Origin of the sequence: Helicobacter brantae (assembly GCF_003364205.1) — a bacterium.
GTDB lineage: Bacteria > Campylobacterota > Campylobacteria > Campylobacterales > Helicobacteraceae > Helicobacter_G > Helicobacter_G brantae.
The window spans coordinates 69,015-82,569 of record NZ_NXLV01000003.1 but is presented as its reverse complement, the minus strand read 5'-3'; the positions used below and the strand labels follow the sequence as shown (position 1 = coordinate 82,569).

At 39.6% G+C, this 13,555-nt stretch carries 14 protein-coding genes, 1 tRNA gene and 1 other RNA gene; 1 reads left to right on the top strand and 15 read right to left on the bottom strand.

The genetic code is table 11. From position 1 onward, the window contains the following. Positions 1-9 precede the first annotated feature (9 nt). From CQA58_RS02655 to fabD, 7 genes are all read right to left on the bottom strand, one after another. Positions 10-462: an acyltransferase gene (locus tag CQA58_RS02655; protein ID WP_115569174.1), complete on the bottom strand. Its 453-nt coding sequence runs from the start codon at positions 460-462 to the stop codon at positions 10-12. Next, the gene (locus CQA58_RS02650; RefSeq protein WP_115569173.1) at positions 450-2,057 is read right to left on the bottom strand and encodes an N-6 DNA methylase; all 1,608 of its coding nucleotides are present in this window, start codon (positions 2,055-2,057) and stop codon (positions 450-452) included. Before CQA58_RS02650 ends, CQA58_RS02655 begins: the two co-directional genes overlap by 13 nt. A 75-nt stretch (positions 2,058-2,132) precedes the next feature. Next, positions 2,133-2,813, bottom strand: coding sequence for an outer membrane beta-barrel protein (locus tag CQA58_RS02645; RefSeq protein ID WP_115569172.1), 681 nt, complete (start codon positions 2,811-2,813; stop codon positions 2,133-2,135). Positions 2,814-2,846: 33 nt separating this feature from the next. Continuing rightward, complete coding sequence (locus tag CQA58_RS02640; protein ID WP_115569171.1) at positions 2,847-3,290, bottom strand: hypothetical protein; 444 nt, start codon at positions 3,288-3,290, stop codon at positions 2,847-2,849. Continuing rightward, complete coding sequence (locus tag CQA58_RS02635) at positions 3,256-3,687, bottom strand: type II secretion system protein (RefSeq protein WP_115569170.1); 432 nt, start codon at positions 3,685-3,687, stop codon at positions 3,256-3,258. The genes CQA58_RS02640 and CQA58_RS02635 overlap by 35 nt, the downstream gene beginning before the upstream one ends. A 20-nt stretch (positions 3,688-3,707) precedes the next feature. Beyond that, positions 3,708-4,397 (bottom strand): 5'-methylthioadenosine/adenosylhomocysteine nucleosidase, encoded by a 690-nt coding sequence (locus CQA58_RS02630; protein ID WP_115569169.1) that lies wholly within the window; start codon positions 4,395-4,397, stop codon positions 3,708-3,710. Between the two features lie 9 nt (positions 4,398-4,406). Beyond that, on the bottom strand, positions 4,407-5,333 hold the full coding sequence (gene fabD / locus CQA58_RS02625; RefSeq protein ID WP_115569168.1) for an ACP S-malonyltransferase: 927 nt from the start codon (positions 5,331-5,333) through the stop codon (positions 4,407-4,409). Between the two features lie 117 nt (positions 5,334-5,450). Between fabD and CQA58_RS02620 the strand changes: the two genes are divergently transcribed. After that, positions 5,451-5,541: transfer RNA gene (locus CQA58_RS02620), tRNA-Ser, on the top strand. 44 nt (positions 5,542-5,585) lie between these two features. Here CQA58_RS02620 and CQA58_RS02615 read toward each other — a convergent pair. From CQA58_RS02615 to CQA58_RS02580, 8 genes are all read right to left on the bottom strand, one after another. Next, positions 5,586-6,443, bottom strand: coding sequence for a DMT family transporter (locus CQA58_RS02615; RefSeq protein WP_115569167.1), 858 nt, complete (start codon positions 6,441-6,443; stop codon positions 5,586-5,588). A gap of 60 nt (positions 6,444-6,503) precedes the next feature. Next, positions 6,504-6,873, bottom strand: a transfer-messenger RNA (tmRNA) gene (gene ssrA, locus CQA58_RS02610). Positions 6,874-6,883: 10 nt separating this feature from the next. Continuing rightward, a complete protein-coding gene (locus CQA58_RS02605; protein ID WP_115569166.1) occupies positions 6,884-7,735 on the bottom strand; it encodes a hypothetical protein in 852 nt (283 codons plus the stop codon). 9 nt (positions 7,736-7,744) lie between these two features. Further along, the gene (locus CQA58_RS02600; protein ID WP_115569165.1) at positions 7,745-8,869 is read right to left on the bottom strand and encodes an N-acetylmuramoyl-L-alanine amidase family protein; all 1,125 of its coding nucleotides are present in this window, start codon (positions 8,867-8,869) and stop codon (positions 7,745-7,747) included. Between the two features lie 4 nt (positions 8,870-8,873). Beyond that, positions 8,874-9,962, bottom strand: coding sequence for a nitronate monooxygenase (locus CQA58_RS02595; protein ID WP_115569164.1), 1,089 nt, complete (start codon positions 9,960-9,962; stop codon positions 8,874-8,876). Between the two features lies 1 nt (position 9,963). Next, positions 9,964-11,172 (bottom strand): tyrosine--tRNA ligase, encoded by a 1,209-nt coding sequence (gene tyrS, locus CQA58_RS02590; protein WP_115569163.1) that lies wholly within the window; start codon positions 11,170-11,172, stop codon positions 9,964-9,966. A 15-nt stretch (positions 11,173-11,187) separates the two neighbouring features. After that, positions 11,188-13,302, bottom strand: a complete 2,115-nt coding sequence (locus tag CQA58_RS02585; RefSeq protein WP_245942747.1) for a RelA/SpoT family protein — start codon at positions 13,300-13,302, stop codon at positions 11,188-11,190. Positions 13,303-13,320: 18 nt separating this feature from the next. Further along, complete coding sequence (locus tag CQA58_RS02580) at positions 13,321-13,545, bottom strand: DNA-directed RNA polymerase subunit omega (protein WP_115569161.1); 225 nt, start codon at positions 13,543-13,545, stop codon at positions 13,321-13,323. Positions 13,546-13,555 lie beyond the last annotated feature (10 nt).

The window sequence follows — 13,555 nt, the reverse complement described above, 5'->3', positions numbered from 1 at the left end:
TACTCTCTCCTATAAATCTCTAATTTTCTTTGCAGGATTGCCCACATACACCCCACGCTCTACAATGTCTTTACTTACCACACTCCCTGCCCCTATCACAACCCCATCACAAATATTCACAGGCAATATCGTCGCATTTGAACCAATGCTGACATTATTTCCTATTTTTGTGCTTTTCCACTGACTTGAACTCTTTGAGGGGTGTCCTTCAGAAAAAAGATCATTGATAAACATTACTCCGTGTCCAATAAAGCAATCCTCTCCGATTTCTACCAAAGAGCAGATAAAACTATGACTTTGAATCCTACTCCTTGCCCCTATCCTCACATCGCTTTGAATCTCCACAAATGGTCCTACAAACACATCTTCACACAATTCACAACCATAAAGATTGCAAGGCTCAATGACTTTTACTCCATTTGAAGATTTGACATTGACTATCCCACTTTTTAACACTTGCACTTCCTCTCCTTCAGCACTGAAATCTCCTCCATTACCCTCTCAAGCTTAAGAGCCAAAAGATTAATCTCTTCAAGATGAGAGTAGGTGCTTAAATCTTTGGGCAAGGGCATTTGAGTAAGTTTGGTAATATCAAGGATTCCATCACACACCCCCTGCAATGCCCTCTCCCCCTCACTAGAAAATAAATATCCATACAATCCCTTTGCCACTTCCTCACTCTTTGCCCTCAGCACCAAAACCCCTACATTTGCGATACAAGGCAGGGGAAGAGAGTGGGGAAGCAGGGCAATTTTGGGAGAATTTCCCCTTAGAGCGATGAGAATATCATAGGGCTTGAGGGTGTATTTTTGGATTTTTTCTCTATTGCCTTGTTTTCTTAGATTGCTAAAATGATGAGTGAATCCCAAAGGTGCAAAATCACTCACCCCCACCTCAAAATACTCAATCTCCTCATCTTTGTTGCTTCCATACACCCTCTGCCCCCTCACTAGCTCCACCACTTCACCCAATCTCTTAGAATCCCTCTCTCCTCTCTCATATCCAAAAATCTCTTCAATCCCCCCTACCACTTTGCTATAAGCACTTGAAGTTCTGCTCTCATAGAGTGAGAGGATTTGAGCAATTTTGCTTAAGCGATTGTATCGCCCTTCTTTGATAAAAAACTCACTTGCATTGATATATAAAATCTCTTTTGCCCCCTCTCTTAAAAGCACAAGACAAAAATCATAATTTTGAAAAGGAAAAAGATTTTTGGGTAGCTCGATAATACACTCTATCCTCCCCTCTAGTGAGCTTTTGAGCTTGTTTTCTAAAGTGGAGTTTTTAAAGATTTGACTTCTTAGCAAAAACGCTCCCCTCCCCCCAAAATGCACTAAGGCGTGAGAGAGGAAAACTAGCTCAGGATAGCTTTTGGATAGCATACCTCCAAAGCGTTCATCTTCTTTGATATAGTGAGTTCCCATATGTGAATGCAAGGGGGGATTACAAATCATTACATCAAACTTGACAAAACCCTTTGCACTCTTAAAGCTTGATTGCTTTAAAATATCATTTGAAAGCAGATTCTCTCCACTCTTCCCACAAAGCTCACATACTAGCTTTGCAATCACGCTAAATCGCTCATCTAACTCCTCTCCATATACCTCCACACCTTCCCCTACTTGCAAAAACAAGCTTCCAATCCCATAGCAGGGATGATACAAGCTCTCCCCCCTTTGGAGTGAGAGCAAAGAGAGGATAAGGGTTTGCACCTCACTTGGCATTGCATAAAAATAGAGCTTGTTTTGTGTCTTTTTTTGGGTAATCACATCAAAAAAGGCACTTAGACTTTGAGAATCTAGCTCACTCTCATCAAGGCTTTTAAGGATTTTGGTAAGATTGAGATTAGGGTTTGGAGGGATAAAATAGGGGATATATTTTTGCATTACCTCAACGCAATCTTGATAAATCTTTTTTCTCCTCAAAGCTTTTAGAAGCAGGGATTTATGAAGATTATGTTTTTTGAGCAGAGCAAACTCAAGAAAGATGTGTAAAGATTCTAAAATATCAACCTGATAACGCTTAATATAATCAAAGCAATCTAGCAATCTCTTCACAATCCCTCCTTAAAAGTTTTTGTGAAATTTTAACGCCAAATACGAGATGTTTTCAAACTTTTTGCAATGGAGAGCTTAAAATCTCTCCATTACAAAATCAATCGTGAAGTAATAGGGGGAGTATTTGACATTGCTATTGCCATCTTTGATAACCATTGTAGCTGGAGTTACAGGGAGTTTTGCCATAAACTCTACTCCATATTTTTTGCTAAACATTGCTCTAGCTCCGATATTGAAGCGAAATTCAAAATCCAAAAATCCATCTCCACTTAAAGGATTTTTATAATAAACACTTTCATTTTTTGTTATTGCCTCCCCATTCAATGCCCCAAGTCCTATTCCCCCAATCACTGCGACATCAATATTGTTTTGAGAAAAGACATTGTAGATTACATCAGCATTGATTGTATGTGAGGCAGAAAAAATATAAGGGGTGAAAGATCCTGAATTATAGGTATATTCATCTAAGGGCAAGACATTAAAATCAAGATTATAATAAACCCTTAATCCAAGAGTGGGATTGAAATAATGATAAGCCCCCACTTTCACAGAAGCCACAAATGAAGCAAAACTTTGATTCTGCTCATACAATCCTCCATTAGGGTGCAATACATTGTTGTATTGCACTGCATTTGCACCAATCCCTATACCCCCACCGACAAAAAATCCAATATCTACCTTCTTCTCTTGAGTATCCACCCTTAGCTCTGCAAAACACAATCCCACAGATAAAATCAGCAAAATAAACTTTTTCACTCTCTCTCCTTGATAATTTTTGAGAGATTTTACTTATTTTTTGGAAGTTTTCCCCAAAAATTCACGGCAAAGCTCATTTGTAAGTTGGCAGTAGATTTTGGGCTTATGGGAAAAATCAAGTGGGGAGAGAGTGAAGCTCAAAGTTTTGCCCTCAATCTTGGCATCTACCCCCTTTGTGCTTCTTTGAAAATAGCAATTCTCCCCACTTCTTCTCTCTAATAAGATTGATAAAGCCTCATCAATCTCACTTGAAGTAGGGGATTCTCCCCTTAGAGCTTTGGAGCTGTAAAGCTCCATAAAGGCCTGATTACTTCTTTGCAACCTCTCTTGCAAGACAAAGACACATTTGCGATGAGCAAAGGAACTGCTCTTTGGCAAAGCAATCAAAAGCAAGAGAGATAAGATAATAGTGCAAACCACCACCTCAAAGAGACTAAAAGCCCTAGTTTGCGATGAGAGGATATCTTTTGTTTTCAATGCTCTCTAGTAGTTTTGCACAGAGTGAAGAGCTAGGCTTAGGGGTAATCTCTACCAAAATATCTCTTTGATCTACAAACTCAAAAGTTACGCAATCATTCTCGCTATCCACAGCTCCACTCTTGGCTAACTTCACTCCATTGCCCACAGCAATCCATCGTGTTTTGCTAAGCCCTGCATTTTGCAAAATCCAATCTCCATTGATTGCAGAGCTTGGAGGATTTTTGACAAATGCCTCTCTTTGAATCGCACTCAAAGCTTGGGTAATATCTGCTTGAATACTCACAGCTTGAGCTTCCCCTCGTGTGAAAGAAAATTTAGGGATAGCAATGGCTGCCAAAATCCCCAAAATCACAATCACAAACACAAGCTCTAGCATACTAAAGGCATTTCTCATAGTCTCCTCCTAGTAAATAATCAAACCCCCTTATTTAGCATTGCCTCCACAAAATCTGCACTTACTTGAGCACTATGCTCCAAAAATTCATCAAAGCTCACATCTGCCTCACCATCGGCACTATCACTAATTGATCTTAAGATGCAAAAAGGCACTTTGAGAAGATGACAAACATTTGCCACACTTGCCCCCTCCATCTCCACTGCATCTGCACTGAAGTTTTCTATCAACCATTGCTTTTTCTCACTACTTGCAATGAAGCTATCTCCACTAGCGATAATTCCCTCCTCAAGTTTGATTCCCTTCTCTTTTGCCACCTCTTTGGCAACTTGGATAAGATGAGAATCTGCCTCGATATACACACTACTCTCAGGGATAAATCCTAGAGGGTGTCCAAAAGCTGTAATATCTACATCATATTGACAAAGCTTATTTGCCACAATCAAATCCCCCACCTTTAGCTTAGGGCTTAGTCCCCCTGCCACACCACTAAAAATCAACTTCTCACAACCAAATTTCAAAATCATTGTGCTTGCACTCAGTGCTGAATGCACTTTTCCAATCTTGCTATAAGCCAAAACTAGCTCATAATCCCCATAAGGGATTTTATAAAATGTATTTCCCCCCACTTCTTCTTGAGTGTAGTTGGGGAATTTTTTCAAAAATGGCGTGATTTCCTCACGCATTGCTCCCAAAATCGCGATTCTCATTCTCTCTCCTTAGCTCAAATTTGCAATACTCTCTTTAAGAGTAGCTACATCACTGACGTTATATGTAGGTTTATCACTCAATCGCTTATTCAGTCCCTTTAGCACAGAGCCATTTCCAAACTCAATAAAAGCATCAACCTCACTTGAAATCTTTTGGATACTTTGCTTATAAAGCACGGGCATTACAAGCTGTTGGGTTAGCAAAGTTTTGGCTTGGGCTTTGTCTTCATATAGCTCTAGACTTGCATTAGAGAGGATTGGATTTGTCATTTTTGGCTCTAAATACTCCTCTAATAACGCCTCAAACTCTCCACACGCACTCTCTAGCAATGGACAATGACTTGCCACAGACATTGCTAGGAGTAACGCCCTCTTTGCTCCTAGCTCTTTAAGAGGAGCTTCCAAAGAGGCTAAATCGCTCTTTTTCCCAGCCAAAACCACTTGCCCATCGCCATTGTAGTTGGCACACCATACCTTTTTTCCACTCTCTCTCTGAGCAGAGCAAAACTCCTCTAGCACACCATCAGCAAGTCCTACTATTACCATCATTCCTGCATCTTGCCCCTCACACGCCTTTGCCATAAGCCCTCCTCTTTGATGAGTGAGCCTAAGGGCATTTTCAAAACTTGCCCCACCTGCCACAGCCACAGCACTCACTTCTCCCAAAGAATGCCCTAGACTTAGGGTAGGAGAGAGTGAAAGCTCATTTTGAAACACACTATGAGCGATATAGCTCACCAAAAAAATTGCAGGTTGGGTGTATTGAGTTAGATCAAGTTTATCGTTTTCCTCAAACAAAAGGTGTTTCATATCTAGCCCCAAAGTATCACTAGCACACTCAAAAAGCTCTTTTGCAATAGAAAAATTATCATAAAAATCTTTTCCCATTCCCTTTGCTTGGCTTCCCTGTCCAGGGAAAATAAACGCACATCTCATTTCTTTCCTTTGTGGTAAAAATATTTTTGAGAGTGTAGCATAAACTCTGTTTTATCAACCCTAATGCAATTTTTGAGAAAAAAAATCAAAAAATAAGGTAGAATTGCGTTTTTCTTTGGACAGATGGGTGAGTTGGCTGAAACCACATCCCTGCTAAGGATGCGTAGCCGCAAGGTTACCGAGGGTTCGAATCCCTCTCTGTCCGCCACTACTTTATCCCCCTTTTTTATTTTCTATTTTAATTTTTTGAGATTACTCTTTGCTCTTTTTTCTCTTCATTTTAGCAAGATACACCCCAAAGATAATAATCATCATTCCCACCAACTCAAACACCCCTAGCTTCTCTCCCAAAAACACATATCCCATCAGTGCTGCAATCATCGGAGTAAAAAGCAAGATGAGAGAAGAAACTTGTGCATCAACCTTTCCCATAATATAGCCAAAAAACCCTTGTCCCAAAAGCTGTCCAAAAATCACAATCCATAGCAATATCCACCAAGTCTTAGCATCTTTAGGAAGTGAGAAGCCCTCCATTGGAATCCCCACAGACAAAAGCGTGATAATTGAACCAATAGAGGCAAAGGCCATAAGGATTGGCGTATCATACTTTTTGCGAAGTCCATACACAAGAGAGAGAAAAATCCCATAGCACACCATACTCATAAATGCCAAAAAATCCCCAAAAGGCGTAGCTACACTCTCTCCACCCTTCCCCTTTATCAGCACAAACACTCCTGCTAAGGCAATCAAAGATCCCACCACAAAATCTGCTTTGATTTTTTCTTTGTAAAAAATCGCTCCAATAGGCACAAGGATAAAGCATACTAAAGAAGCAAAGAGATTGACATTTGCGATACTTGTCTTGTGAATTGCAACATTGAAAAACACCAAATCAAGCCCAAAAAACACCCCTGCACTCAGCATCAAAAACATATCCTTCCTAGCTACTTTACCAATCTGAGATCTTGCCAAGAGAAAAAACACAGGCATTGCCAAAGCAATACGATAAAATCCCACGATAATTGGCGACATATCTACCACTTTGACTAGCACACTTGCATAAATGATAAATGCTTCAGCCAAAACTGCCAAAAGAACAAAGCGATTCATTTTTATTCCATAAAAAGTAAGATAAAGTAAGGTTGGAAATATAGCACAAAAAAGAATAATTGGTGGAGCTGTGGGGGATCGAACCCCAGTCCAAAAACCAAACCCACAAAGACCTCTACATGTTTAGACAGGGTTGAAAAACTTAAATATAGAGGCTCAACCCCCAAAACACCCTATATCGCAACCTATAATCTTAATCTATCCCTCTAGGTTAGAGATAGAAGCAACTAGCTGTGATGACGACTAGGTGGGTTAGCTAGTATCGCCTACCCAGTCGGCTCCGAAGAGTTGGTTAGACTTACGCTACTTTTGCGTAAGCTGGAGCGAAATTTTTGTTGTTTGCGTTTAATTTTAAACTGGCAGGATTACGGAATGCCATCCGACATGCAGTCTAAGCTATCTAGCTCCTGTCGAAAGCCAAGTCAGCCCCAAAGCTGAAATTATAACGCTTTTTTGGAAGATTTTTTCCCCAAAGCCTTGCTTTCTCCTGCATATCCTATCATCCACTCAGCACACCACGCCACAAAAGCACAAGCAAAAAAACAATATCTTCCTGCAAAATCCACACTCTCAATCACCCTAGAAGAAAATGCAAAAAACACGATTGCCAAACACAGCAAAAAGAGATTAACCATCTCATAAAACCCAAAAAGTTTCCTATAACGATAAAACACCCAAAGCAAAGCCAAAAATCCCACCAAAAAACAAGCCAAATCAAGATAATAGATAGGCTTTGCCTTGTGATAGTAGCCTTGAAGGGCAAAGCCCATAAGCGTGTAAATCACGACATTGATTGAGGGTTTGATGTACTCAAGAAACTTTCCCAATGCATTTGCTCTAAATCTCAATCCCAAAAGCCAATAGCTTAGAGGAAAAACCACAAAAGCACAATAAAAAAAGCCCAAAATAAAAATCGCATAAGGATTTTTCTCAAACCCTCCCTTTGCCCCCTCACTAAAGACCAAATCAAGCAATGCCACTTGATGAGTAGAATACAATAATCCCAAAGTCAAAGCAAACATAAAAAGCAATGCCAAAATTAGCATTACCCCCTTATATCTTGCCTCATCTTTGTGATTCCAACTTGAGAGAATAAGAGAAAAAAGAGAGATAGCAAAGCCTGAAAAATAGAAAAAATACAGAAAAATATCAAAAATCCTCCCATCTTGAGTAAGCAGGGAGTAGAGTTGAGAGAAAGTGGAAGAGAGATTAGAAACCAAAATGGCAAGAGAAGTGAAGACAAACAAGAAAAAAAACACATAACAAAAAACGATATCCACTCTAGCTTTCATATTCTCTCCTTATGGGTTTTTGGCAAAGTATCCCTCAATCCCATCAGCAATCCCTTTGGCTAAGGTGATTTGATAATCACGATGATTGATTCTTCTGCCCTCTGTGGGGTGGGAGATATAGCCAATCTCAATCAACACTGAGGGCATCAAAGCCCCTGCAAGCACCCAAAAAGGTCCCTCTCTCACACCCCCATCAATCAGATTTGGATATTTGGCTTTAAGCTCTCTTAGTATTCCACTTTGGATATCAATAGCGAGTTTATTGGAAGCAATGAGGCGATGAGTATTCATAGAGTTGAGATAAGAGAGTTTAGAGAAGTAATTCATCGCATCAATATCATCTTTGTTTTCTTTCTCAGCCACATTCTTAGCCCTCTCACTTCTAGCAGTAGAGAGAAAATAAGTTTCTATCCCATTGGCATTTTTTGAAGAGCGTTTAGGCACAGAATTGGCGTGGATTGAGATAAACAAATCTGCATTTTTGGCATTGGCATATTGTGTCCTCTCTCTAAGCCCTAGATAGGTATCTTTGCTTCTTGTCATATAGACAATATATCCCCTCTTTTTAAGCTCATTTTCCAAAAGTTTTGCCACATCAAGTGTGATGACTTTCTCACACACCTTTACCACCCCTATGGCTCCACAATCCTTCCCCCCATGCCCTGCATCAATAACGATTCGCTTCTTTGAAGAAGGGGTTTGGGGTGCTTTGCTTGGAGATTTTTTAGAAAGTGGGAGATCTTTGAGGATTTTATCTCCCTCCTCTTTATCTTTGGGATCAATCTCAATATAGAGATTTTTCTCTACAATACGCACTCCATAGCTAAGCTTTTTGGGAGAAGTGAGGACGATTCTTGTGATTTTGGGCTTGTATTGAGCGATTTGTGCTTTGCTTTTGTCAGGGAAATGATAGGTTCTTCTCTTGGTTGAGAGAATGGCTTGGATATCTAGCACTTCTTTTGTAGGGGAGAAAGTCTTTTGTTTGATGTCTGCAAGGGTGATTTTTTTGTTGAAAGTTATTTTGATATTGCTTTTGCCATAAGGCACAACTTGAGTGATATATAAATCTTTGGGGTTACCTGCTGGGTAAAGCCAACAGGTAAGGGCGAAAAAAAATGCAAGAAGCCTTGCCATAAGCCTACTTTACTAGCTCTTGGAAAAGTGCTTTTACCGAAATAATCTCTTTGATTCTATAACCATTAGCTCCTGTGAAAAACAATCCATTCACGCCATCTCCATTGTATCCTGCACTCAAAGAATCAGCGATACAATACCCCACAGCCTTTGCCTCCACCCCTCGATGACAAGGAGTAACACAATTACTAATACACCTAACTTTAGGAGCAGTTCCCTCTTTGATTCTCTCTAGCACTCCTGTTTTAATCGCTCTTGCAGGATAGCCCACAGGAGATTTGACTAGCTCAATATCCTCTTTGCTAAGCTTGGGCATAAGCTCACGATAATAAGGAGCATCACACTCATAAGTCCCCAAAAATCTTGTCGCCATCTGCACTCCACTTGCCCCCAGAGAAATCATCCTATTGATATCTTCTCTATCCCAAATCCCCCCAGCAGCAATCACGGGAATATTTCCCCATTTTCTTGCCTCTTCCACTACTTGAGGAAGGATATTTTCAAGCTGATTTTCTTCTTTGAAACACTCCTCATAGCTAAAGCCTTGATGTCCTCCACTTAGTGGTCCCTCCACCACCACAGCATCAGGCACTCTTTGATATCGCTCACTCCAGCGTTTGCAAATGATTTTTAATGCTCTAGCTGAAGAGACAATAGGAACAAGGGCAACATCAGGAAAGTTTTTGGTAAATTCAGGCATATTTGTAGGAAGCCCTGCACCTGTAACGATGAGATTTGCTCCTGCTTCACACGCATCTCTTACCACTCGCCCATATTCATTGATTGCATACATAATATTTGCTCCCAATGGGCTATCTCCACAGATTTTTCTTGCATTTTTAAAAATCTCTTCAAGTGCTTTTTTGGAATAGAAATTGATAGCCTCAAAGGGTTTGGAATTGACAATTTTCTCCACAAATTGCATTTTTTTATAATACCCTGTCCCCACACAGCTAATAATCCCCAATCCCCCCTCTTTGCTTACATTCCCCGCTAGATTATCCCAACTAATCCCCACACCCATTCCTCCTTGAAAAATAGGGTATTTAATGGTATGTTTTCCAATTTTCAATGATTTGAGTTCAATCATCATTTCACCTTATAATAATTTTTGCAAATTTTCTTTTTCCGATTTGAAAAACATATTCTCCACTTTGGAGCTTTAGATTTTCATCGCTAACTTTTTCTTGGTTGATTTTGAAAGCCCCTGCTTTAATCTCACGCCGAGCTTGAGAGGTGGAATCAACCAACCCACTCTCCTTAGCAATAGAGCAAACCCACTCTCCTGAGCCAAAAGTGAAACTCTCCATCTCTTGAGGAATCTCATTTTTGCTAAACACACGATCAAAAGCCTCTTTTGCCCCAAAAGCCTCTTTTGTGTCGTGATAACGCTCCACAATCTCCAAAGCCAAATTTTCTTTGGCAACTTTGGGGTGTAAAGTGCCTTTTAGCACATTTTGTTTAATTTCCTCAATTTCTGTCAAACTTTTTGAACTCAAAAGCTCATAATATTTCCACATCAAATCATCAGAAATGCTTAAAATCTTAGCATACATTTGCTTAGCCTCTTCTGTGATTCCCACATAATTACCTAGACTTTTGCTCATTTTTTGCACCCCATCAAGCCCCTCTAGAAGTGGCATCATCATCACAGATTGCTCTTTTCCTATCTCATAAGCCCTCTGCAATGTCCTTCCCATAAGCAAATTAAACTTCTGATCATTCCCCCCTAGCTCAATATCGCTTTTGAGTGCGACTGAATCATAGCCTTGAAGCAAAGGATAGATAAACTCCACAATAGAGATAGGTTGATTGCTTTTAAATCGCTTAGTAAAATCATCTCTCTCTAGCATTCTAGCTACTGAAAACTTCCCTGTAAGCTCTATCATTCCTACACTTCCCAAAGGAGTAAGCCAAGTGGAGTTAAACACCACTTCACACAAAGAGGGGTCTAGGATTTTAAAAACCTGCTCTTGATAGGTGAGGGCATTTTGTTGGACTTGCTCTTGGGTGAGGGGTTTTCTTGTCTCACTTTTGCCTGTGGGATCGCCAATACAAGCTGTGAAATCTCCGATGAGAAATTTTACAAATGCTCCATATTTTTGAAAAGTTGCAAGTTTTTGAAGCACCACGGTGTGCCCCAAGTGCAAATCCGGTGCTGTGGGATCAAATCCAGCTTTGAGGATATACCTCTCTCCACTCTCAAAAAACCTCTTGACTAGCTCCTCAATCCTCTCTATGCCAATAATCTCAGCACTCCCTCGCATAATCTCAGATAGTGCTTCTTTAATCCTCTCTTGCATACTTTCTCCTAAACCTTAATGATACGCATCTTTTATATTCTGAAATTCTACAATTTTATACTTGTTTATCAAGGTATTTTTTAGCTCTTTGATATTTTTTCCTCCACACTCCAAGATGATTTCAAAGTGCGTCAAAAACTGATCTTTGTATCCCTTATAAGAAATCCCTACAAGATTACAATCAAGCTTGGCTAAATCAAGCAAGAATTTTGCCAAAGAGCCTTTGGTATCTTCAAGCAAAACAATCACTTTGTATTTCTCAGAAATTTTCCCCACCCAATCCACATATACCATTTTTGTTTTTTCTTCTATTTTGGCTTTTTCGCATAAGCGATGATGAATAATGACTTTTTCATTCTCCAAAATCCCCATTAACTCATCGCCTTGCTTGGGATAACAGCAATAATCATACAAAATCCCATCGATATGTTTGTGGCTTAGGATTTTGAGATTTTCTATCTCATATTTTTTAATCTCCCAATTCAGATATCTTAGTCTTGAGAAAAGTGAGCCTTCTTTTTTGAAAAACTCAACTAGGTTTTTAGAAAGCTCTTTGATTCCCTCACAGCTCAAAGAGGTTTTTAGTCCTAGATACTCGATTGTTTGGGAGATTTGCTCAGCACTTTTATTGAAATTAAATAGTGTTTTGAGGATTTGCAAAGTAATTTTGTTGTTGATTTCTCTAAGCTTGTTTTGGCAGTTGTTTTTAAGATTGCTTTTGGCTTTGGAAGTTTTAACCAAATCAATCCAAGAGCACCTTAACCCTCTCTCTTCTCCTGTGATGATTCGCACAATATCCCCACTTTTTAATCTCTCTAGCAAACTTACTTTTTGATTATTGACATATGCCCCCACAGCTTTTTCACCCAGTTCAGTATGCACAGCATAAGCAAAGTCCAATGCCACAGCACCTGAGGGGAGAGAAAATACATCGCCTCTAGGAGAGAAAACTGCGATATCTTCTTTGTATAAATCACTTTTAACTAGCTCATAAAATTCAGCAATATTTTGATCTTTGTAATCAATATTGCTTAACCAATCAAGAGAGATTTGATTGCCCATTTTGTATTTCCAATGAGCTGCAAGTCCATATTCTGCACTCTTTTGCATATCAAATGTGCGAATCTGCACTTCAAAAATACTATTTTCATCAAAAAGCGTAGTATGAATGGTTTGATAGCCATTTTCTTTGGGGATTGCGATATAGTCTTTGAATCTTGCCACAATGGGTTTGAGGTGGAGATGCACGATTCCTAGCACTTTGTAGCAATCTATCTCATTTTTTACAATCACCCTCACAGCCAAAAGATCCAAAATCTCTTCCACCCCCACGCCTTTGCGTTGCATTTTTAGATAGATTGAATAAGGGCGTTTTAGCCTTCGCTGAATCTCAAAATCTCCCTCTTTAAACCCCTCTTGAAATAAAAGCTTTTCAAGTTTTGCCACAAACTCTTCTAGCTTACCCTCCAAAATCAAGCGATTTTCACCCAAAAAAGATTCAATCTTTTTGTATTCCTCTTTGAAAAGAAAGTAAAAACTCCTATCTTCTAGCTCATTTTTGATACTTGAGATTCCTAATCGATAAGCAATAGGAGCATAGACAACCAAAGTCTCTTCTGAAATCTTTCTTTGCTTCTCTTCACTCAAAGACTCCAAAGTCAGCATATTGTGCAATCGATCACAAATCTTAATAAAAATCGCCCTTATGTCTTTGATAGAGGCCAAAAGCACTTTGCGAAATGAAAGGGCTGAGGAGAGCATTTTGGTATTGGGAATGCCTTGAGGAATATTCTCATCTCTAAGAGAAACGATTTTAGTGAGTGCATCGACAATTTGAGCCACCTCATAGCCAAACTCCACTTCTACTTCTTGGAGAGAAAAATGTGTATCTTCTACCACATCATGAAGCAAAGAGGAGCAAATCATCGCCTCATCTCCCCCATAAAAAGCCACAATACTTGCGACACAAATAGGGTGGATAATATAAGGCTCTCCACTTTTGCGATATTGCCCCTTATGAGCCTCTGTGGCAAAATCAATGGCTTTTTTTATCTTGGGAGTGAGAGTGGTGAATGAAGCCAAAAGAGAGCAAGACTCTTCAACGCTTCTGCACCCTTGAAGAGTTTGCACTAGATTCAATAGAGTCCCCTATCCTCTTGGGTGGGGATTTTCAATGGAAGTGAGTGTGATTTTCTCTTCTGCAATTTCCATCATTGCAATATCTGCAAGTTTATGCACTTTTAAATCCATATCAACTAGTGGCTTAGCTCCATTGCTTAGCTCTTTTGTCCTTGCAAATACAAGGCTTGAAAGCACATATCGATCATTTCCTGTTTTTTCCAATGCTTTTGCTGCGATTTCTTCTGTTCTCATTTTCTATCCT